Origin of the sequence: Aurantimonas manganoxydans SI85-9A1, from assembly GCF_000153465.1 — a bacterium.
Lineage (GTDB): Bacteria > Pseudomonadota > Alphaproteobacteria > Rhizobiales > Rhizobiaceae > Aurantimonas > Aurantimonas manganoxydans.
The window spans coordinates 1,024,771-1,044,924 of record NZ_CH672387.1; the positions used below are offsets into that span (position 1 = coordinate 1,024,771).

Annotated in this window: 20 protein-coding genes; 14 read left to right on the forward strand and 6 right to left on the reverse strand. The window is 68.3% G+C overall.

Going from position 1 to position 20,154, the window contains the following annotated elements:
* Nucleotides 1-46 precede the first annotated feature (46 nt).
* The 3 genes from SI859A1_RS04870 to SI859A1_RS04880 form a co-directional block, all read right to left on the reverse strand.
* Complete coding sequence (locus SI859A1_RS04870) at nt 47-856, reverse strand: MBL fold metallo-hydrolase (RefSeq protein WP_009208734.1); 810 nt, start codon at nt 854-856, stop codon at nt 47-49.
* A gap of 31 nt (nt 857-887) precedes the next feature.
* Nucleotides 888-1,517, reverse strand: a complete 630-nt coding sequence (locus tag SI859A1_RS04875; protein WP_040325283.1) for a tetratricopeptide repeat protein — start codon at nt 1,515-1,517, stop codon at nt 888-890.
* A 168-nt stretch (nt 1,518-1,685) separates the two neighbouring features.
* Nucleotides 1,686-2,201, reverse strand: coding sequence for a GFA family protein (locus SI859A1_RS04880; protein WP_009208736.1), 516 nt, complete (start codon nt 2,199-2,201; stop codon nt 1,686-1,688).
* Between the two features lie 79 nt (nt 2,202-2,280).
* Here SI859A1_RS04880 and SI859A1_RS04885 point away from each other — a divergent pair, with 79 nt between their 5' ends.
* The 6 genes from SI859A1_RS04885 (at nt 2,281) to ruvB (ending at nt 7,409) form a co-directional block, all read left to right on the forward strand.
* On the forward strand, nt 2,281-3,030 hold the full coding sequence (locus SI859A1_RS04885) for a YebC/PmpR family DNA-binding transcriptional regulator (RefSeq protein WP_009208737.1): 750 nt from the start codon (nt 2,281-2,283) through the stop codon (nt 3,028-3,030).
* A 267-nt stretch (nt 3,031-3,297) separates the two neighbouring features.
* Entirely contained in the window at nt 3,298-4,017 is a 720-nt protein-coding gene (locus SI859A1_RS04890; RefSeq protein ID WP_040325285.1) for an SAM-dependent methyltransferase, read from the forward strand.
* 175 nt (nt 4,018-4,192) lie between these two features.
* On the forward strand, nt 4,193-4,684 hold the full coding sequence (locus SI859A1_RS04895; protein WP_040325286.1) for a PRC-barrel domain-containing protein: 492 nt from the start codon (nt 4,193-4,195) through the stop codon (nt 4,682-4,684).
* Nucleotides 4,685-4,920: 236 nt separating this feature from the next.
* Nucleotides 4,921-5,439, forward strand: a complete 519-nt coding sequence (ruvC, locus tag SI859A1_RS04900; protein ID WP_009208740.1) for a crossover junction endodeoxyribonuclease RuvC — start codon at nt 4,921-4,923, stop codon at nt 5,437-5,439.
* Nucleotides 5,440-5,590: 151 nt separating this feature from the next.
* Nucleotides 5,591-6,211, forward strand: a complete 621-nt coding sequence (ruvA, locus tag SI859A1_RS04905; protein WP_009208741.1) for a Holliday junction branch migration protein RuvA — start codon at nt 5,591-5,593, stop codon at nt 6,209-6,211.
* 151 nt (nt 6,212-6,362) lie between these two features.
* On the forward strand, nt 6,363-7,409 hold the full coding sequence (ruvB, locus tag SI859A1_RS04910; RefSeq protein WP_040325290.1) for a Holliday junction branch migration DNA helicase RuvB: 1,047 nt from the start codon (nt 6,363-6,365) through the stop codon (nt 7,407-7,409).
* A 10-nt stretch (nt 7,410-7,419) separates the two neighbouring features.
* Here ruvB and SI859A1_RS04915 read toward each other — a convergent pair whose 3' ends face one another.
* Complete coding sequence (locus SI859A1_RS04915) at nt 7,420-8,880, reverse strand: DUF2254 domain-containing protein (RefSeq protein WP_148233736.1); 1,461 nt, start codon at nt 8,878-8,880, stop codon at nt 7,420-7,422.
* Between the two features lie 174 nt (nt 8,881-9,054).
* Nucleotides 9,055-9,285, reverse strand: coding sequence for a DUF2188 domain-containing protein (locus tag SI859A1_RS04920; protein ID WP_040325291.1), 231 nt, complete (start codon nt 9,283-9,285; stop codon nt 9,055-9,057).
* 250 nt (nt 9,286-9,535) lie between these two features.
* Between SI859A1_RS04920 and SI859A1_RS04925 the strand changes: the two genes are divergently transcribed.
* Nucleotides 9,536-11,200, forward strand: coding sequence for a hypothetical protein (locus SI859A1_RS04925; protein WP_040325292.1), 1,665 nt, complete (start codon nt 9,536-9,538; stop codon nt 11,198-11,200).
* 96 nt (nt 11,201-11,296) lie between these two features.
* On the opposite strand, the gene SI859A1_RS04930 is transcribed toward SI859A1_RS04925, so the two are convergent.
* On the reverse strand, nt 11,297-13,408 hold the full coding sequence (locus SI859A1_RS04930; RefSeq protein WP_081451456.1) for an esterase-like activity of phytase family protein: 2,112 nt from the start codon (nt 13,406-13,408) through the stop codon (nt 11,297-11,299).
* A 202-nt stretch (nt 13,409-13,610) separates the two neighbouring features.
* Between SI859A1_RS04930 and SI859A1_RS04935 the strand changes: the two genes are divergently transcribed.
* The 7 genes from SI859A1_RS04935 (at nt 13,611) to ybgF (ending at nt 20,062) form a co-directional block, all read left to right on the forward strand.
* Complete coding sequence (locus SI859A1_RS04935) at nt 13,611-14,057, forward strand: YbgC/FadM family acyl-CoA thioesterase (RefSeq protein WP_081451332.1); 447 nt, start codon at nt 13,611-13,613, stop codon at nt 14,055-14,057.
* A gap of 247 nt (nt 14,058-14,304) precedes the next feature.
* Nucleotides 14,305-15,021: a protein TolQ gene (gene tolQ / locus SI859A1_RS04940; RefSeq protein WP_009208748.1), complete on the forward strand. Its 717-nt coding sequence runs from the start codon at nt 14,305-14,307 to the stop codon at nt 15,019-15,021.
* 43 nt (nt 15,022-15,064) lie between these two features.
* Nucleotides 15,065-15,514, forward strand: coding sequence for a protein TolR (gene tolR / locus SI859A1_RS04945; protein ID WP_009208749.1), 450 nt, complete (start codon nt 15,065-15,067; stop codon nt 15,512-15,514).
* Nucleotides 15,515-15,530: 16 nt separating this feature from the next.
* Nucleotides 15,531-16,604: a cell envelope integrity protein TolA gene (locus SI859A1_RS04950; protein WP_009208750.1), complete on the forward strand. Its 1,074-nt coding sequence runs from the start codon at nt 15,531-15,533 to the stop codon at nt 16,602-16,604.
* A 250-nt stretch (nt 16,605-16,854) separates the two neighbouring features.
* A complete protein-coding gene (gene tolB, locus SI859A1_RS04955; RefSeq protein ID WP_420804764.1) occupies nt 16,855-18,159 on the forward strand; it encodes a Tol-Pal system beta propeller repeat protein TolB in 1,305 nt (434 codons plus the stop codon).
* Nucleotides 18,160-18,396: 237 nt separating this feature from the next.
* Complete coding sequence (pal, locus tag SI859A1_RS04960) at nt 18,397-18,930, forward strand: peptidoglycan-associated lipoprotein Pal (protein WP_009208752.1); 534 nt, start codon at nt 18,397-18,399, stop codon at nt 18,928-18,930.
* A gap of 184 nt (nt 18,931-19,114) precedes the next feature.
* Entirely contained in the window at nt 19,115-20,062 is a 948-nt protein-coding gene (ybgF, locus tag SI859A1_RS04965) for a tol-pal system protein YbgF (RefSeq protein ID WP_009208753.1), read from the forward strand.
* Nucleotides 20,063-20,154 lie beyond the last annotated feature (92 nt).

Consider the following 20,154-nt stretch of genomic DNA (forward strand, 5'->3'; position numbering starts at 1 on the left):
GGCCGATCGCGGTGACGGATGGAAGACGCGGCGGGCTTCGCCGCGCCTAGACGCCTTCCAGCACCACCACCGTCGGTGCGCCCGGCAGTGTCTTCACCGACACCGTCAGGCTGGGTTCGGCGCGCCGCTCCACGGCGAAGCCGGGCATGCGGTCGAGGAAACGCTCGATCGGGCCGGCGAAGCGATGCATCGGCAGGACGATGGACGAGCGCAGGCGGTCGGCGATCTCGCCCATGCCCTCCTGGCTCATGGTCATGCCGCCGTCCACCGGCACCATCAGGACGTCGAGCCGGCCGATGCGGGCGTAATCCTCGTTGGTGAGCTGGTGGTGCAGATGGCCGAGATGGCCGATGCACAGGCCCGCCACCTCGAAGATGAAGATCGAATTGCCGTCCGCCTCCATGCCGCCCATGGAGCGTATGTCGGTCGGCACGTTGCGCACATAGAGGTCGCCGACGGTCAGGGCATGTTCGGCCGGGCCGCCCTCCGGGTTCCAGCCGAGCAGCACATGCGGGATCGCCGGGTCGGGATAGGGCGTGTTGTGGGACGAATGCGCCTTGTTCATCGTGACGATGTCCGGCATCGCGCCGCCCGCATAGCCGGCATAGTCGGTAGCCGCGACGACCCCGCCGGGGCTCTCGATCAGGTAGGTCGCGTGGGAGACATAGGTGATCGTCACCTCGTCCGACGTTGCGGCAAAGCGCCGGGCGGCCGGGCTGTCCATCGCGACATAGGTCGCCCCCGGCAGGCTTTCGGCCATGGCGATGCAGGTGCTCGGCACCATCTGGGCGGCGGCCGGGGCAGGCGCCAGGGCAAGGCCGGCGAGAAGCGCGGCGAGGGCGACGAGGCGGTTCATGGGCGGGCTCCGGGTCGGCTGGACGGGCGGGTCAAAGCTCGATCCCCCCGGGCGCGGCGGGCGTTTCGCGCGCCTCGGGCACGATCATCGCGCGCTCCTTGAGGAAGGGATGGATCGCCACGGCCTCGCGAAGCTGGGTCTGGGCGAGACGGAAGCGGCCCTGGCGCATGAGGATGATGGCGCGGCCGGACATGGCGGCGAAGTGCCTCGGCTCCAGCGCGATGGCGCGGTCGACATCGGCCAGCGCCCCGTCGAAATCCTCCTGCAGGAAGCGCACGAAACCCCGCTGGTTGAAGGCCTCGGCATAATCGGGGGCGGCCGCCACGGCGGCGTCGAGAAGAGCGCGGGCGCCGGCGAAATCGTAGCTGCCGCGCCGGTCCATGGCCGCTTCGACGAGGCGGCGGGTGGCGGCATCGGGCGCGGCTTCCATCCAGTGCCGCCAGATGGCGGCTTCGGCGGCGCGGCCCTCGGCCTCGGTGGCGGCGTTCTTCAGCGCGGCGAAGAGGTGGGCTTCGGTCAGGCGGTAGGAGCGCTCGGGTTCGGCCGGCGGCAGGGCGCGGTCCTTGCCCGGCGCAGCGGTGTCGGCCAGGGCCGGGACGGCCGCGGCGAGGACGAGGGCCGCCCAGAGGGCATAGCGGAACAGCGCAGCGCGATATCGCATGGTCGCGTTCTCCCCTGACCGTCGGCGCGGCAGCAGCAGGGGCGATCGGGCGCCGACGGTTCGAGGCTACCCCGCCGGCGCCAGAAGCGAAATCAACATGGCGTCATCAAGCGGCTGTCGCCGCGGGCGAAGCGCAGGAGGGGACGCGGGAGCAGGGCTGCGAGGCGTCTATGCGCCGTCGGCGGGGCGGACCATCTCCTGCCAGCGTGCGATCAGCGCGGTGAAATTGTCGGCCGGCGCCTGGGGATAATCGAGTTCGTCGGGGCCGATGGCGACGAAGGGCTGGCGCGAGGCGGTCCAGATGTGGCCGGCGGGGACCAGCCAGCTCGTGTCATCGAGGGTGCCGGCCTTGATGTTGACCCGGCCGGGATTGCCCTCGGAGCGGTGCTGGATGCGCACGCCGCAATCGGGGCAGAAATCGCCGAGCCGCACCGCGCCGCTGTCGGCCATGCGCCGGGTGGTCGCCATCTCGCCGCGGATGACGAGGCTGGCGGGATCGACGCGCAGGCTTTCGCCATAGGCGCTGGAGGTCTGCCGCTGGCACTCGGTGCAATGGCACAGATAGAAGACCTGCGGCGCGGCACGGATCTCGTAGCGCACCCTGCCGCACTGGCAGCCGCCGGTCAGCGGCAGGGCCGGAAGGGTGGTCCTGCGGTTCGCGGAAGCCTCGGGGGCGTTGGACATGGAAAACCTCGTTCTGGACGTTTGCCGCCCGATTTTTTATATGTCGCGCAATTCTTCCGCATTGATAGACAGGTTCGCCATGGCCGGCCACTCACAGTTCAAGAACATCATGCATCGCAAGGGCCGCCAGGACGCGGTCCGATCGAAGATGTTTTCCAAGCTCGCCCGCGAGATCGTGGTGGCGGCCAAGTCGGGCCTGCCGGACCCCTCGATGAACGCGCGGCTGCGACTGGCGATCAACAACGCCAAGGCGCAGTCGATGCCGAAGGACAACATCGACCGGGCCATCAAGAAGGCCTCGGGCGGCGATTCGGAGAATTATGACGAGGTCCGCTACGAGGGCTACGGCCCGGGCGGCGTCGCGATCATCGTCGAGGCGCTGACCGACAACCGCAACCGCACCGCCTCCAACGTGCGCTCCTGCTTCACCAAGGCCGGCGGCTCGATGGGCGAGACCGGCTCGGTGTCCTTCATGTTCGATCATGTCGGCGAGATCGTCTATCCGCTGTCGGCCGGCGACGCCGACACGGTGATGGAAGCGGCGATCCTGGCCGGCGCCGACGACGTGATCTCCGACGAGAACGGCCACACCATCGTCACCGCCTTCGAGGATATCGGCGACGTGTCGACGGCGCTCGAGGAGTCGCTGGGCGAGGCCGAAAGCGTGCGCCCGACCTGGCGGCCGCAGACCGGCACGCCGGTGGACGAGGACAAGGCCGAGAGCGTGATGCGGCTGATCGGCAATCTCGACGACGACGACGACGTGCAGAACGTCTACGCCAATTTCGAGGTCGACGACGAGGTGATGGCGAAGCTGTCGGCTGCCTGAGCCAGGCTGGCGCCCCGTCCGTGACAGGTGGCGGCCTGCGGCGACGTAGATCGCCCGGTTGCCGCTCGTCCTGCGGCACGGTGGCCGTCCGGGGGGTAAATGGCCCCGTCCGGCGGCCGCTCTTCCCTCACGACTGCGTGTTCTCGGGCGCCGTCTGGCTGCAAACCCCGGTCCACCGGGCTTTGCGGCGTTAACCATTTGTTAACGATTAACGCGACGTCACTTAAGGGAAAGTCCTACATCGACGTGGGAAACAGGAACCACGTCATGCAGATTTCAGCCTATCTCGGGGCCCTTCGCCGTCGCTCGGACCCCTATGTCGACGATACCAGCCTGGAATTCCAGTTCCGCGCCAAGCGCTTCGTGCGCATCCGCAACCTGATCGACGCCGTTCTGGCCGAGCAGGAGCGCTGCGAGATCGTCGATCTCGGCGGGACGGAAAAATACTGGGCGGTCGCCGGCGACTATCTCGACCGGCGGCGCGGGCGGGTCTTCGTCACGCTGGTCAATACCGAGCCCCAGGTCGTGGCGCGGCCCGACCAGTTTCGCGCCGTGCGCGAAAGCGCCAGCGACCTGACTCTGTTCGACGGCCGGGGCTTCGATCTGGCCCATTCCAACTCGGTGATCGAGCATGTCGGCTCGCGGGCCAACATGCGGGACTTCGCCCTGAACATGCGCCGGCTGGCACCACGCTATTACTGCCAGACGCCGAATTACTGGTTTCCGTACGAGCCACATTTCCGCACCGCCGGCTTCCAGTATCTGCCCAAGGCGGTCCGGATCGCCATGCTGCAGCGCTTTGCGCTCGGCTTCTTCGATCGCATCGAGGATTTCGAGGACGCACGCAACGTGGTGCGCGACCACGATCTGATCGGCCGGCGGCAGATGGCGGCGTTCTTCCCGGATGGCGAGATCTCCTACGAGACCGTCCTCGGCTTACGCAAATCGGTGATCGCGACCCGGGACGCGGGCGCACGGGATTCCTAGCTCCCGGTTCGCCGCCCGCCATCCGGCGGCGAAGTAGAACGCGCGCGCTGGGCGTTCCTCTGAAGCAACCGGCATCCGTATGGGCGGGCGGCGGCAGACTGTGTCGCGCGTTCTGGAACAATGGCGGGCTCTCTCCGTTGATTCGGTGAATTCGAACGCCAGAGAGGAGGCTCTCATGAAGTATATTGCAGCCACTGCGACCGCCATCATCTTCGCCGCGACGCCCGCTATCGCGCAGGACACTGCTGGCACACCGGCCACGACGCCGATGGCCTCGGAAGATACTGCAGCGGCCGACTGGGCGCAGCTGATCCGAACCCGCGACATCGTGGGTGGCGCCGTCTACACGACCAACGAAGCCCATGACGAGGGCTCCTGGGGCGACCGTAACGACTACGCCTGGGGCCGTTCGGGCTATGACGCGGTCGGCAGCGACTGGAACCAGATCGGCGAGATCGAGGACGTTGTGCTTGATCGGTCGGGCAACCTTGCCGGCGTCGTCGCCGAAGTGGGCGGCTTCCTCGACATCGCCGACAAGCACGTCATGCTGCGGGTCGGCGACGTCGATCTCGTCCCGGTCGACGACCAGTCCTACGCGTTCATCACGCGGTTATCCGAGGAAGAGCTCGAAGGCCGTCCGGGTGTCGATGAAGCCTGGTGGAACTGAGACGTCTCGCCTGACCGGCGACGCTTGAGCCGGAGCTGATCCGGTGCAATTCGAAGGCCCGTCGCGGGAAACCGCGGCGGGCCTCTTTCTTGGGTGCCTCGTTTCGGTGAGGGAACGGCGCCTCACGCGCAGTGAGCTGTGCGGCTCCCGGTGATCAAGCCCGTTTCGTTTTTGGTTTGTTCACTTTTCGTCTTCTCAATGGCACCTGATTCGGCTAGTCGGAGAGGGTTAACGAAGTGTTGCAGGAGCGGACCATTCGCATCATCGGCATCGATCCCGGCCTGCGCCGGACCGGCTGGGGCATCGTCGAGACGCTCGGCAATTCGCTGCGCTTCGTCGCCAGCGGCACGGTGATGTCGGACGGAAAGATGGATCTCGCCTCGCGGCTGCGCACGCTCTACGAAGGGCTGACCGACGTGATCCACGCGCAGCAGCCCGACGAGGCGGCGGTGGAGCAGACCTTCGTCAACAAGGACGCCGTTGCCACGCTGAAGCTCGGGCAGGCCCGCGGCATCGCCATGGTGGTGCCGTCGCTGGCCGGGCTGCCGGTCGCCGAATACGCGCCCAACGCCGTGAAGAAGGCGGTGATCGGCGTCGGCCATGGCGAGAAGAAGCAGATCCACATGATGGTGAAGGTGCTGATGCCCAAGGCGACCTTCGACACGGACGACGCCGCCGACGCGCTGGCGATCGCCATCTGCCACAGCCATCACCGGCAGTCGGCCCAGTCGCGGGCGCTGCTTGCCGGCCTGTGAGTGCGCGCGCCGATCCGTCTGCCCGTCGCGGTCCGCGTCCTGTACGGCCAGCCGGGACTGTCGGCGATGATGCGCCGATCGTGGTAAGCGACGGCTTCGGCATTCATCATCGGATGGCCAGCTTCGATTCCCACCGCCTGGAGACGCATTCGTGATCGGCAAACTGAAGGGCACCGTCGACGAGATCGGCGAGGACCACGTCGTCGTCGACGTCCACGGCGTCGGCTATGTCGCCTTTTGCGGCGCGCGCACCCTGGCGGCGCTGCCGGGCGAGGGCGAGGCGGTGGTGCTGTTCATCGACACCTATGTGCGCGAGGACATGCTGCGGCTCTACGGTTTTGCGACGCGGGCCGAGCAGGACTGGTTCCGGCTCCTGCAGATGGTACAGGGCGTCGGCGCCCGGGTGGCGCTGGCGGTGATCGGCACGCTGTCGGCCGGCGACCTCGCCAATGCGGTGGCGCTGCAGGACAAGGCGATGGTCGCGCGCGCACCCGGCGTCGGCCCGAAGGTCGCCGCCCGGATCGTCGCCGAGCTGAAGGACAAGGCGCCGGCCTTCTCTGGCGCCGGCAGCGACGAGAGCCTGGGGCTGAAGCGCGACATCGGTGGCGGCACCGCCGCCGCGCCGGTGGCCGATGCGGTCTCGGCGCTGGTCAATCTCGGCTATCCGCGCGACCAGGCGGCCGAGGCCGTGGCGAAGGCGCTGAAGGATGCCGGCGAGGCGCCGGACAGCGCGAAGCTGATCCGGCTGGGGCTGAAGGCACTGAGCCGCTGAGACGCCGAACGGCGCAACCGGGGCTCCGGGCTGAGCGCGGGCCGAGCGGTTTTGACATGACGGCGCCGAACGGCCATTGCGGAACCTGCCCGCGACCGGCCGCGCCTCTGGTTTTGCAGGCAGATTGTCCCATCGCGACGGAACGGCCCTTATGAGCGACGCCCGCCTGATCACTCCCGAGAAGCACGGCGAGGACATCGACGCGACCCTGCGGCCGCAGCGGCTGGACGATTTCGTCGGCCAGGCGGCGGCGCGGGCCAATCTGAAGATCTTCATCGAGGCGGCGAAGAATCGCGGCGAGGCGCTGGATCACGTGCTGTTCGTCGGCCCGCCGGGGCTCGGCAAGACGACGCTGGCGCAGATCATGGCCAAGGAGCTCGGGGTCAATTTCCGCTCGACCTCTGGCCCGGTGATCGCCAAGGCCGGCGATCTGGCGGCGCTGCTGACCAATCTGGAAGAGCGCGATGTCCTGTTCATCGACGAGATCCACCGGCTGAGCCCGGCGGTGGAGGAAATCCTCTATCCGGCGATGGAGGATTTCCAGCTCGACCTGATCATCGGCGAGGGGCCGGCGGCGCGCTCGGTGAAGATCGACCTGTCGAAATTCACCCTGGTCGCGGCGACGACGCGGCTGGGCCTGCTGACGACGCCGCTGCGCGACCGCTTCGGCATCCCGGTGCGGCTGAATTTCTACACGGTGGCGGAGCTGGAGCACATCGTCACCCGTGGCGCGCGGCTGATGCGGCTGCCCATGGCCGAGGACGGCGCCCGCGAGATCGCCCGCCGGGCCCGCGGCACGCCGCGCATCGCCGGCCGGCTGCTGCGCCGGGTGCGCGACTTCGCCGACGTCGCCGGGGCGGCGACGGTGGACCGCAAGGTCGCCGACGAGGCGCTGTCGCGGCTGGAAGTGGACAGTCTCGGCCTCGACCAGCTCGACCGACGCTATCTGGAACTGATCGCGATGAATTTCGGCGGCGGGCCGGTGGGTATCGAGACCATTGCGGCAGCGCTGTCGGAGCCGCGCGACGCCATCGAGGACATCGTCGAGCCGTATCTCCTGCAGCAGGGGTTCCTGCAGCGCACCCCGCGCGGGCGCCTGCTGACCCAGCGGGCCTTCGCCCATCTGGGGCTGGCGGTGCCGAGCACCTATCAGGGATCGCAGGCGAGCCTGTTCGAGGACGGCGCCGACGCCGAATGAGGCGGATGCGTCAGGCGGGCGCCGGGTGGTGCCCGGTGTCCAGCCGCGCCATGCGCTCGCCGTCGGGCACCGGATAGGCGAGGCGATGGGCCGGATGGTCGAGGGTCGCCGCCAGATGCGCGGCGCGGGCCTCGACCACGGCGAGGGCGGCGCCGTCGAGACCGAGACGCGAGAGACCCATGAAGGCGTCGCACTGGCGGCGCAGCGCCGCGATGTCGCGCGGCCGCGTGGCGGCCGGGGCGATCTGCTCCAGACAGGCGAGGTAATGCTCGCCGGCGATCATGTCGGTGGCCGCGTACTGGCGCAGATGGCCGAAGGAATATTCCAGATATTCGGCGAAGCTGCGCGGCAGGTCGATGACCCGCAGCTTGCCGTCGCTGTCGACATGCAGCGGATCGGCCTTGCCGCGTCCGACCATGCGGGACATGGCGGCGGTCAGCCAGTCCATGCAGGTGATCGCGGTGAAGGGGTCGTTGACGCCCGGCGACAGCGCCCGCCCGGCGATCTCGACCAGTTCGTCGACGAGGAAGACCTGGTCCTGATGCGGGCTGCGCTGGTTGCCGCAGGCGATGGAGGCGACGAGGGCGGTGCGGGTCTCGTCGGTCACGCGCTCGCTTGGCCAGGCATGGAAGATCACCTTGCCGGGATGCACGAACATGCCGGTCCGGCAATTCATCCGCACCACGATGTCGGCCTTCTGCGCCGCCTCGATCAGGGTCTCGTGGTCGATGATCTGGAGATAGCCGCTGCGGTCGGAGACGATCTCGGCATAGGGCACGGTCGCCGCCGCCTCGTCGATGTCGTCGCCGAAGCAGGGCGGCACCTGCCACAGGAGGCCGGCCGGCTGGGCTTCGCCGGTCGCCTCGCCGTCCTCCACGTCGCCGCGGACCGGGAAGGCCTTCTCGATCTGCTTGCACAGCGCCTCGCCGATGCCGGCGATGACGTTGGAGATGTGGATGTTGGACGGGACGTGGTGGATGAAGAAGATCAGCACGCCGATCGATCCGATGGCCAAGATGATGGCGCCGAAGATCGCGATGTTGGGCACGAACATCGCGGCATAGACGTCGTCCTCGCCGCCGTCGCGGACGCTGCGCAGCACCAGCATGGAATAGATGAAGGTCGCGACGAAGACGCCGAGGGTGATCTGGTTGCCGCGATCGTTCATGAAATTGGTCAGGAGCCGCGGGCCGTAGCTGCCGGAGGCGAAGACCACGGTCGCCATGGTAACCGAGAAGACGGTGCCGGCCACCCCGATCATCGAGCCGCCGATGGCGCTGAGGATGGCGCGAGCCCCGTCCGGCTGGGTGGCGTAGAAGAATGGGCTCTCGCCGAAGGCGTCGAGCGGGACCCGGGCGTCGATCTCGATCAGGACGAAGGCGAGAACCGCGGCGCTGATCGCCATGATCGAGGGGATGAACCAGTAGCTTGCGACGACGCGCTGGTAATATTGCTGGATGAACGCACGCATCGCGGCTCCTCGGGTCGGGCGAGTGCAGATATGGCCCGCGCGGCCCGGCACAAGCACCAGGCCGCCATTGGCGCGTGAATCGGGGACGATCGGCGCCCCGAGCCGGGGGGAGGCGCGGGGACCGGCCGCTTCGTCAGCAGCCGATCCGGCCAAGTGGTGGCTGGACGCGCCGGGTCAGCCGGCCGGCGGGTAGGGATCGTTGCCGTAGGTCCATTCCGTCTGCCACTGGCCGTCGCTGCCCTGCACCAGGACCTGGGAGTCGGTGCCGCTGTCGTGCATCTTGTGGGCCGCGTCGCGGGCAGCCTCCATCGCCTCCGCCTGGGTGTCGTAGGGCGTGTCCTTGTCGTTGTGACGCACTTTCCAGCCGTCGCCATCCTTCAGGACGTAATAGCGTTCGCGTGCCATGCCGCTCTCCTCGAAATCGGGTCTCTCGTGCTGGCGAAAGCTAGCGAGGCACGGCGAGGCGGGAAGGCGGGTCTGAGCAGGACAACGATGACGCGAAGGCTGTTCACACGCATGTTGCGCTGGTAGAATTCCCTTACGGAACACTCTGCCGGCCACGGGATCACCTGTTGCAGGAGCGTGACGCTGCCGGCGGCCTGAGGTCATGGGCGTGCGAGGCGTTCCCACGACCAGGCATCAACGGGAGGACGGCATGACCCATCGAACGATCGCCCGATCGCTGCTTGCGGCCACTGTGTTGCTGGCGGCCGGCGCTGAGGCGCAGGGACAGGCGGCGGCGCCGAACCAGATCCAGCAGGCGAGCCTGTTCCGGGCCGACGTGCGGGACCGGCCGGGCTGCGAGCCCACCGCCGCGAACGGCACGGTGACCTGGCCCGAGGCGATCGGCAATCCGGCGGTGAGCTGTCCCGACGCCTTCGGCTGGACGTCGTTCCTGACGGCGGTCGAGCAAGCGTTCTGGACATGGGGCACCGACCAGACGATCTGGATCGACGACCCGAAGGCGATCTGCGGACGCGAGGGCTCGCCGGCGGATTGCTGCGACCCGGCGGTGTTCGACGAGACGCCGCCGCTGGGCGAGGCGCCGCCGGCCGGCTGCCCGTACTATCCGCCGGACTGGACCAATCCGCCGCCGATCATCGTGGCGCGGCCAAGCCCCAGCCACACCCACGACTTCCTGGAACGGCTCGATCCGGCACGGGTGCTGCGCCAGGAGGAGGCGGAGATCGTGTTCCGCAACCGGCCGTTCGTGCGCTACACCCTGGCGCAGAACCTCTACAACAAGGAGAGCCTGGGCGCCCGCTTCACCGCGATGCAGGACTGGGTGAACGTCAATGCGCCCTACAACAACGCGGCGCTGGCGATCGACTATCCGACCGACGCGGTGATGTTCAAGGTCGACTTCCTCAGCCAGTCGCTGATGCTGGAGAACGGCCTGATCCGGGGCGAGGACGACGGCGGGCGAACGCTCGACCCGCCGAACAATCCCGACGCGCCCTATGTCACGATGCTAATCGAGGAGACGCTGGCGCCGGGCGACGAAGAGCCGGAACTCTACTACCTCGTCGCGGTCACCGCGGCGTCGAAGGCGATCCCGACCTGGCACTGGTACGCCATCGAGCATGTCGGCAATCTCGGCCGCTGCGATTTCACCGGTTGCAACGATGCCTACGGCTACAGCGCCGCCGGCGTGACGGTGGACGGCGAGAGCTTCGGCCAGAACTACATTCCGCCGAAGACCGAGAACTCCGAGGACGCCACCCTGGACATCGTCTTCGACCTGGGCACGCCCTACACGCCGGAGGAGACCGGCGAGCGGATCACCCCGGCGCTGGACGGCCTGATGGCCGCCATGGGCATTGGCACGGGTGACGGGCCGCAGGATCCGGACACGCCGTCGGCGGCCGATCCGGCGTGGCGCAGCTACCGGCTGAAGGCCTCGCAGACGGAGTTCGTCACGGCGACGGGCATGCCCACCCATGCGGGCCAGTCGATCACGGAAGGCGGCTTCGTCAACTCGGCCTCCTGCATGACCTGCCATTCCCAGGCCGGGCCGGACGCGACCGGCAATCCCGGCGTGCCGGGGATCGGCGCGACCAACGACCTCAATCTGTTCGGGCTGAGCCAGACGGTGAACGGCGCGCCGGACCCGGACTGGTTCCATGCCACGGGCACGAACCAGATGCGGGTCCTGCCGATGGACATGGTCTGGGGCATGCTGAACGCGAGCTGCGTCGCGCCGAAGGGCAAGACCGGGCTGTGCGAGACCTATGAGGGCGCGCAATTCTCGCCGCCCGGACGCCCCCATGCGGCGCCATCCGCACCGGCAAGGGCTACATCCGGCAGGCCCGCGCGCTGACAACGAAAAGGGCGCGCCCGGCTCATGCCGGGGCGCGCCCTTTCGACGACGGTGGGGCGATGGGGCCGGCTGGCCCCAAAGCCGCGGGACGACGGGCTAGAGCTTGCCGATCGAGAAGAACAGCGTCTCGCCGGAGGAATCGTCGACGCCGTCATTGTCGGTGACCGCATAGGCGGTGCCGTCGCCAGCGATGGTGAAACCCTCGATCTTGTCGACGACATAGCCGCCGGTGGCCTTCAGGTCGGGCAGGAAGTCGTGGACCTCTTCCTTGGTGACCGTCGGCAGCTCGCCGCCGAGCGGTGCAGGCTTCAGGTCGGTTTTGGCGACCCGGTAGAGCTTCTTCAGCCGGGCGGCGTTGCCGATCTGGTTGTCGCGCTCGAGAACGTAGAGCCAGTCGCCGTTCGCGGTGATCTCCGACAGGCCGACCCAGCCCTTTTCGGCGCTTTCCAGCGGGTAGCGGACGGCGCTCCATTCCTGCGAGGCCGGCTTGTAGGCCAGGAGCTTCACGGTGCCCTTGGCATCGTCCTCCCATTCGCGCTGGATGGCGACCCAGAGGGTCTCGCCGTCCATGGTCACGCCCTCGGCGCCGAAGCGCGTGGAACCGGCGACGAGCGCCTCGGGGAAGGGGACTTCCTCGGTGATCGCCCCTTCGCCATCCACATGCAGGAGCTGGTGCGGCACGTCCTTGTCCGGATTGCCCTCGCTGGCGAGCCAGAAGCCACCCGCGCCATCGGCGGTGATGCCCTCGAGGTCGAGCGCTTCGGCCGGCTTGCCGTCACGGGTGACGATCATCTTGGCGGTGATGCGGGCCGGCTTGCCCGACGCGTCGATGGTGAAGATCGCCGGCTGCTTCTTGTAGAAGCTGTCGCTGACCGCATGAAGCGTCGTGGCGCTGTCGGCGTCGGCGGCAAGGCCCGAAAGGGCGCCCCAGCCGACCGGGCGGCCGTCGGCATCGTCTTCGGAGACGATTATCGGGTAGGCGTTCTCGCCCTCGCCGCGCTCGTAGATCATCACGTGGGAGCGGGCGCCGCCGTCCTCGACGAGATCGGCTTCGTTGGAGGTGACCAGCAGGTTGCGCGACGGGATGGCGATGGCGCCCTCGGGGGCGATGCCGGACGGCAGGAGCTGGGTGAAGACCGGATCGCCGTCGCCGAGCCTGTAGACGCCGACGGCCGAGCCGCGCTCGGACAGGACGAAGGCGTAGGTGGTGCCGTCGAAGGTCGCGATCTCGAGACCCTCGGGCTCGACGCCCTTGGCGTCGGAGCGCTTGTCCGGATAATGGCCGGCGCGGATGACCTCGTATTCGAAGGACGGGCCGGATTCCCAGGCGACGCTGCCGTCCCGGTTCCAGACGGTGAAGGAACGCGAGCCGCCCTCATAGTCGCCCTCATTGGCGGAGATGAAGTGGTCGTTGTCGATCCACTGGACGGTGTCGGGCTCGCGCTTGCGGCCGGCCTGGCTGCCGGTGAAGGCAAGTCCGCGGTCGTCCTCTGTGTCGATGCCGTCGAGATCGACGGCGCCGGCGGAAAAGTCGGCGATGACTTCGCCGGTCGCCGCCTCGACGATGGCGAAGTGGTTGTTCTCCTGCAGCGAGACGACGATCTCGCCGGCCTCGTTGAAGTCGACATATTCGGGCTCCGGATCCTCCGGCGCGATGTCGGCGAGGCCGGTCAGTTCGATTTTCGTCAGGGAGGCGCAGTCCGGCACGCCGTCGGCCAGCTTGACCACCGCGAGAAAGCCGGCCGGCATCTGCGGCAGGGCGCCCTCATCGAGGTCTTCGTCGCGCTCGTTCTCGATGGCGATGGCGGCATAGGCGCCATCCTTCGAGACTGCGACGGAATCGGGCTGGCCGCCGAGATCGCAGGAGGCCGTCTCGGCCTTGGCGGCGATGTCGATCACGGCCAGGCGGCCCGACGGCGCGGTGTAGCTCGGCGAGGTGTTGACGCCGACCAGAACATTGCGGCCGGCCACCGCCACGGAGGTGGGCTCGCCGTCCATCGACAGGAAGCCGCCGGGCTGCGGGGCTTTCGGATCGGTGATGTCGATCAGGCCGATGCCGCCGGCCGGGCTGTCGGAGTAGATCAGGGTGTTGCCATCGGTGCTGGCCGCGATGATCTCCGAGGAGGTTTCGGTCTCGGTGGGCATGTCGGCCGGCAGGTTGCGGGCGACCGGGAAGGCGGCGATGCGCCGGAACACCGGCTCGGCCATCGCGGTGGCCGGCGCGGCGAGCGCGCTGGTGGCGAGAAGGGCGGCGAGGCTGAGGCGGAGCGGCGAAATCACGGCGGCGGTTCCTTTTGCTTGACGTGGATGGGGCGTCTATGAGGTCGGCCTGTTACAGAGGCGTGACACAGTGCAGGGACGGGGCGGGCGACCGGCGCGCGCCGCGTCGGTGATGCGAAAGGAGCTGGCGATGACCGATGGACTGGCCGGACGGCTGACCGAAGACGGCCACGCGCTCGACGTGCGCATCTATTTCGAGGACACCGACTTTTCCGGCGTCGTCTACCACGCCCGCTATCTGCACTTCCTCGAGCGGGGACGCTCGGACTTCCTGCGGCTGAAGGGGATCGGCCACGGCGAACTGATGGACGGGCGCTACGGCGCGCCGATGGCCTTTGCCGTGCGGCACATGGACATCGACTTCCTGCGGCCGGCGCGGATCGACGATGTGGTCACGGTGACCACCCGTACGGCGCTTCTGGGCGGCGCGCGGATCGTCCTTGCGCAGCGGATCACCTGCGGCGACGCGGTGCTGATCGAGGCGAAGGTGAAGGTCGCGGTGATCTCCCCCGGCGGCAAGCCGATGCGCATGCCCAAAGAGATGCAGGCTCTGCTGCAGCCCGCCGCCGAGGCGTGAGGTGCGGGCCGGCCCGGCGCGGGCGGTAACGGCTCGTTAACCCTACCGGTGCATCAATGACGCGAATCGGATTTGAGCCGAACCACGCCATTCTTTCACCGGATTCGCTTGTGAAAGGGCATCAGGGGTTTACGCGGCCGAATGGCCGAATTTGCTGCATGTCGGGGCCGATATGGGCGGGACGGTGCCGAAAGGCGCGCACCCGCTGCGGGCTGCCGACGGTTCCGAATATCGAGGATGACTGGGAATGGACGCTGACGTCGTTCAGGGAACGCTACACGCCGCCGGTTCGGTGTCCCTCTGGGACCTGTTCTGGCAGGCCGGCTTCATCGTGAAGCTGGTGATGATCGGGCTCATGGCTGCTTCGGTCTGGACCTGGGCGATCATCATCGACAAGTCGATGCGCTACGGCCGGTTCCGCCGCCAGCTCAACAAGTTCGAGAGCAATTTCTGGTCCGGCCAGTCGCTGGAGGACCTCTATCACAACCTGTCCGAGCGCAAGACGTCGGGCATGGGCGCGTTGTTCGTCGCGGCAATGCGCGAGTGGAAGAAGTCGTTCGAGAAGGGCGCCCGTTCGCCGCTCGGTCTGCAGACGCGGATCGACAAGGCGATGGACGTGACCCTGGCCCGCGAGATGGACGAGCTGGAATCGCGGCTCGGCTTCCTCGCCACCATCGGCTCGGCGGCCCCCTTCGTCGGCCTGTTCGGCACGGTCATCGGCATCATGACCTCCTTCCAGGCGATCGCCGGGTCGCAGCAGACGAGCCTTGCCGTCGTGGCGCCGGGTATCGCGGAAGCGCTGCTGGCGACCGCCATCGGCCTCGTCGCCGCCATCCCCGCCGTCATCGCCTACAACAAGCTGTCGGCCGATGCCGGCAAGCTGGGCATGCGGCTGGAATCCTTCGCCGACGAGTTCTCCGCGATCCTGTCGCGGCAGATCGACGAGAAGCTGTCCTCGCGCTGAGCGCGTGAAACGCCGGTCCGTGCGACCGGGAAGGGAATGACAGATGGGCATGTCTGCCGGAACCGGGCGTTCCAGCGGGTCGCGACGCGGTCGGGGCCGCGGCCGCCGTCAGCCGATGAGCGAGATCAACGTCACGCCGATGGTCGACGTGATGCTGGTGCTGCTGATCATCTTCATGGTCGCGGCGCCCCTCCTGACCGTGGGCGTGCCGATCGAGCTGCCGGAGACCCAGGCCAAGGCGATGAATTCGGACACCCAGCCGATCACCATCTCGGTGAATTCGGACGGCGAGGTCTATCTCAACGACACGGTGATCCCGATCGACGAGGTCGTGGCCAAGCTGCAGGCCGTGGCCAAGGCCGGCTACGAGGAGCGCATCTTCGTGCGCGGCGACCGTTCGGCCGATTACGGCACGGTGATGCGCGTCATGGCGCGGATTTCGGCCGCCGGCTTCCGCAACATCGGTCTCGTGACCGATCAAGAAAACGCTTGAGCGAAACCAGCTTTCGATGAAGTCCGGCGTCGTCCTTTCCACCCTTCTGCACGGAGCGGTCCTGACCTGGGGCCTGTGGTCCCTGTCGGCGCCCGAGCCGCTGCAGATGGCGCCGGTGGAATCGCTGCCGGTGGACCTCGTGCCGATCGAGGAATTCTCGCAGTCGGTGATCGGTGCCAAGGACGCGCCGGTCACCGAGACGCCGGCGCCCAACCCGACCGAGACGCCGCAGACGCTGCCGATGCCGGCCGAGAATGTCGGCGACAACGAGACCGATCTCGCCACCCCGCCGACGCCGATCAAGCGCCCGACCCCGACCGAGCAAGCGGCCGCCGCCCAGCCGTCCGAGCCGACGCCCCCGACGCCGGAGCCCGAACCCGCGCCGGAGCCGGAGCCCGCGCCCGCGCCGACCCCGCCGGAGCCGCAGCCCGAGCCCGAGCCGACGCCGGAACAGCCCGCCGAAGTGACGCCGCCGCAGCCCGATCCGGTCGAGCAGGCGATCGCCGAGGCCGAGGCCGCGCCGGAACCCGATCCCGTGCCGCAGAACGTGCCGGTGCCGGCGACCAAGCCGAAGCCACCGGCGCCCGCGCCGAAGGTCGCCGAGACCAAGCCGGTCGAGACGAGGAAGCCCGAGCCGACCAAGAAGGCCGAAACGCGCACGCCCGAAGAGAGCCAGTTCGACGCCGACCAGATCGCCGCGCTTCTGAACAAGGAGAAGTCGGCGGGCGGCGGCGCCAAGCGTTCGGACCAGCAGGCCTCGCTGGGCACCGATCGTCAGACCGGCGGCAAGCTTTCGCAGAGCGAACTCGACGCGCTGCGCGGGCAGATCCAGCGCTGCTGGTCGCCGCCCTCGGGCGTGTCGGAAGCCGGTTCGCTGCGGATCTCGATCCAGATGCGGCTCGATCCGTCGGGCGAGCTGGAAGCGCGGCCGCAGATCATCGGCGGCGGCGGCGGCTCGATGATCGAGCGGGTGGCGGGCGAAGCGGCATTGCGCGCCGTGCAGCGCTGCGCGCCCTACAATCTGCCGGCCGAGAAGTACGACACCTGGGCCGACGTCGTGGTCAATTTCGATCCGAGCCAGATGTTCTGATGGCGACGGTGCGGCGACCCGGTTTCGACCATGATCCGGCCGCGGGATCGCCGGTCCAAACGCAGGCCGACCGGTCGCCGTTGCGGCAGGACGCCATACAATCCCCCTATTGGATGGTAGGAAGCGGACGAGGGAAGATCGATTCCCCGGCCCAGCCTGCCGGGGGATTTTCCGTACCAGTTCAAACAGGAGCGGCGCGGCCAGACGGCCGGCGCAGGTCTCCGACCGCAGTTGAAGGTCTGACATGAAGATGATCATCAAGGGCGCGCTCGTGATCGCAATGGCGATCTCCGGCGCTTTCGTGGCACTGGCACCGGCCGCCGCGGCGGTCGAGATCGACGTGACCCAGGGCAATGTCGAGCCGCTGCCGATCGCCATCACCGACTTCCAGTCGGCCGACGGCATCGGCAAGCAGATTTCCGACGTGGTCCAGGCCGACCTGAAGCGCTCCGGCCTGTTCGCGCCGATCGACCGGGCGGCCTTCATCCAGTCCGGGCTGACCACCGACACGACGCCGTCCTTCAAGGACTGGACCGTCATCAACGCCCAGGCGCTGGTGGTCGGCCGGGTCTCGCCGGAGGCCGACGGCCGGCTGCGCGTCGAGTTCCGCCTGTGGGACACCTTCGCGGGCCAGCAGCTCGACGGCCAGCAGTTCTACACCAATCCGGAGAACTGGCGCCGGGTCGCCCACATCATCGCCGACGCGATCTATGAGCGGCTGACCGGCGAGAAGGGCTATTTCGACACCCGCATCGTCTTCGTCGCCGAGAGCGGCACCAAGGACAAGCGGGTCAAGCGTCTCGCCATCATGGACCAGGACGGCGCCAATCTGCGCTATCTGACCGACGGCAGCGAGCTGGTGCTGACGCCGCGCTTCTCGCCGAGCCGCCAGGAGGTCACCTACATGTCCTTCGGCAATGGCGAGCCGCGGGTCTACCTGCTGCAGCTGGAGACCGGCCAGCGCGAGATCGTCGGCAACTTTCCCGGCATGACCTTCTCGCCGCGCTTCTCGCCGGACGGCCAGAAGGTGATCATGAGCCTCCAGCAGGAGGGCAACGCCAACATCTACGCCATGGACCTGCGCTCGCGGGCGACGACCCGGCTGACCTCGACCACAGCCATCGACACCTCGCCGTCCTATTCGCCGGACGGGCGCCGGATCGTGTTCGAATCCGACCGCGGCGGGCGCCAGCAGCTCTACGTGATGGGGGCCGACGGCTCGGGCCAGCAGCGCATCTCGTTCGGCGACGGCTCCTATTCGACCCCGGTCTGGTCGCCGCGCGGCGACCTGATCGCCTTCACCAAGCAGAGCGGCGGCCAGTTCCAGATCGGCGTCATGCGGCCGGACGGTTCGGGCGAGCGCATCCTGACCTCGGGCTTCCACAACGAGGGGCCGACCTGGGCGCCGAACGGCCGCGTCGTGATGTTCTTCCGCGACCAGCGGGGCGGCGGCGGACCGCAGCTCTATTCGATCGATCTGACCGGCTACAACGAGCAGAAGATCCCGACCCCGAGCTACGCCTCGGACCCGGCCTGGTCGCCGTCGCTCGAATAGGGCCGCCGCGAGGCCAGCCCCGGGCAAGCCCGGGGCCCGATTATGGCGTGAATGTTGCGGAAATGCCGCAACATGGCGGAAACCGGGCGGGTGCCCGGCGGCGGCCTCATTCGGGCGATAATTCAACGGGATGAGCCGCGTCGGGCGCGCCGAAGCGCCGCCGTTTTTACGTGTCGTTAAGTGGCGTCAGGGTAAACGTCGCGTAACCCAAACCTATCGTTTTCAAAGGAGCTGGCCATGCGCCGGAGCATTTTCGGGGTGAAGAGCCGCATCGCATTCGCCGTCGTCGCCAGCCTGGCGGTCGCTGGCTGCGCCAGCAAGAAGGACGCCCTGCCGGACAACGCGGCAGGTCTCGGTCTGAACGGGGCCAACGGCGCGAATGGCGCCTATGGCAGCGCGACGCCGGGCTCGACCCAGGACTTCACCGTCAATGTCGGTGACCGGGTGTTCTTCGACACCGATTCGACCTCGCTGCGGGCCGACGCCCAGCAGACGCTGACCCAGCAGGCGCGCTGGCTGAACCAGTATTCGCAGTACTCGATCGTGATCGAGGGCCATGCCGACGAGCGCGGCACCCGCGAATACAACCTGGCGCTGGGCGCACGCCGCGCCGCCGCGACCCGCGACTACCTCGTGCAGCAGGGCGTCCCGGCCAACCGGATGCGCACCATCTCCTACGGCAAGGAACGTCCGGTCGCCGTCTGCGACGACATTTCGTGCTGGTCGCAGAACCGCCGCGCCGTCACCGTTCTGAGTGGCGCCGGCAGCTGATCGGCCTGAGGGATCGTCGCCGGTTCGCTTTGCGACCGGCGGCATCCACGGCGAAAGCGGGGCGCTGCCCAACTTTGGCCGAACTGCCTCGTTCCATGCTAGGAAACCGCGCCGTCGCTGCTCGAACCATTGCGTTCGCGCCGCGGCGGCCATTGCCGTTTCCAGCCGTCGAGGAACTGTGTTCATGATGTTTCGACAAACGATCCTTGCCGTATCGGCGCTGGCCCTGATGGGCACCGCGACCGGCGGGGCGTCGGCCTTCGAATTGCCGGGGCTCTTCGGCGAGTCCTCGCCGGGCGCAGCGCGCCAGGCGCCGGCCGAGACGCGAACCGCCCCCGTGCGCATGGCGCAGGCCGGCGACGTCAGCGTGCGCATCAACCAGCTCGAGGAAGAGGTCCGCCGGCTGAATGGCCGGGTCGAGGAGCTGAGCTTCCAGCTGCTGCGCACCCAGGAAGACATGCGCAAGCAGCTCGAGGACAACGAGTTCCGCTTCCAGCAGCTCGAGGGCGGCGGCGGCGGTGCGGCGGGCACCTCGGTCAACGAGCAGCGCGGCGACGCCGGATCGGCCATGCCCGAGCAGCCCGGCGACAGCCAGCAGGCCGCGACAGGAGACGACATCGGTCGTCTCCTGGAGGATGGCGAACTTGCCACCGGGGCGCTCGACACGACCAATCTGCAGACCGGCGTGCCCGGCCTTGGCGACAGCGCGCCGTCGGGCGGCTCCGAGACCGTCGCAGCGATCACGCCGGGCGGGCAGGGCGAGACCTACGACCTGGCCTACAACTACCTCCTGGCCGGCGATTATCAGCTCGCCGAGCAGGCCTTCCGCCAGTATGCCCAGACCTATCCGACCGCCGCGGATGCGCCGGACGCGCGCTACTGGCTGGGCGAGAGCCTGTACCAGCAGCAGAAATTCGCCGACGCGGCCGAAGTGTTCCTCGAAGCGCAGAAGAGCGCGCCGGAGAACGGCAAGGCGCCGGAGATGATGCTGAAGCTGGGCATGTCGCTGGCCAAGCTCGACAATCGGGAAACCGCGTGCATCACCTACAAGGAAGTGGCCAAACGCTACCCGCAGATGAGCAGCAACGTGCGCAAGAAGCTGGCGAGCGAGGAAAAGTCGGCCAACTGCTGACACCTGCAGCGGACCGCCGCGGCCTGCGCCTGGGCATTCCCCGCGCCCGGCCCGACGCCGCGCCGTTCGACCGGCTCGCCCTTGCCGAGCTC

Coding starts and splice junctions, on each gene's coding strand:
- SI859A1_RS04950 (WP_009208750.1), top strand. CDS start 15,531: ATGAAGTCCGGCGTCGTCCTTTCCACCCTTCTGCACGGAGCGGTCCTG.
- SI859A1_RS04880 (WP_009208736.1), bottom strand. CDS start 2,201: ATGTCCAACGCCCCCGAGGCTTCCGCGAACCGCAGGACCACCCTTCCG.
- tolR (WP_009208749.1), top strand. CDS start 15,065: ATGGGCATGTCTGCCGGAACCGGGCGTTCCAGCGGGTCGCGACGCGGT.
- SI859A1_RS04885 (WP_009208737.1), top strand. CDS start 2,281: ATGGCCGGCCACTCACAGTTCAAGAACATCATGCATCGCAAGGGCCGC.
- tolB (WP_420804764.1), top strand. CDS start 16,855: ATGATCATCAAGGGCGCGCTCGTGATCGCAATGGCGATCTCCGGCGCT.
- pal (WP_009208752.1), top strand. CDS start 18,397: ATGCGCCGGAGCATTTTCGGGGTGAAGAGCCGCATCGCATTCGCCGTC.
- SI859A1_RS04930 (WP_081451456.1), bottom strand. CDS start 13,408: ATGGCCGAGCCGGTGTTCCGGCGCATCGCCGCCTTCCCGGTCGCCCGC.
- SI859A1_RS04870 (WP_009208734.1), bottom strand. CDS start 856: ATGAACCGCCTCGTCGCCCTCGCCGCGCTTCTCGCCGGCCTTGCCCTG.
- tolQ (WP_009208748.1), top strand. CDS start 14,305: ATGGACGCTGACGTCGTTCAGGGAACGCTACACGCCGCCGGTTCGGTG.
- SI859A1_RS04875 (WP_040325283.1), bottom strand. CDS start 1,517: ATGCGATATCGCGCTGCGCTGTTCCGCTATGCCCTCTGGGCGGCCCTC.
- SI859A1_RS04915 (WP_148233736.1), bottom strand. CDS start 8,880: ATGCGTGCGTTCATCCAGCAATATTACCAGCGCGTCGTCGCAAGCTAC.
- SI859A1_RS04935 (WP_081451332.1), top strand. CDS start 13,611: ATGACCGATGGACTGGCCGGACGGCTGACCGAAGACGGCCACGCGCTC.
- ybgF (WP_009208753.1), top strand. CDS start 19,115: ATGATGTTTCGACAAACGATCCTTGCCGTATCGGCGCTGGCCCTGATG.
- SI859A1_RS04925 (WP_040325292.1), top strand. CDS start 9,536: ATGACCCATCGAACGATCGCCCGATCGCTGCTTGCGGCCACTGTGTTG.
- SI859A1_RS04895 (WP_040325286.1), top strand. CDS start 4,193: ATGAAGTATATTGCAGCCACTGCGACCGCCATCATCTTCGCCGCGACG.
- SI859A1_RS04920 (WP_040325291.1), bottom strand. CDS start 9,285: ATGGCACGCGAACGCTATTACGTCCTGAAGGATGGCGACGGCTGGAAA.
- SI859A1_RS04890 (WP_040325285.1), top strand. CDS start 3,298: ATGCAGATTTCAGCCTATCTCGGGGCCCTTCGCCGTCGCTCGGACCCC.
- ruvB (WP_040325290.1), top strand. CDS start 6,363: ATGAGCGACGCCCGCCTGATCACTCCCGAGAAGCACGGCGAGGACATC.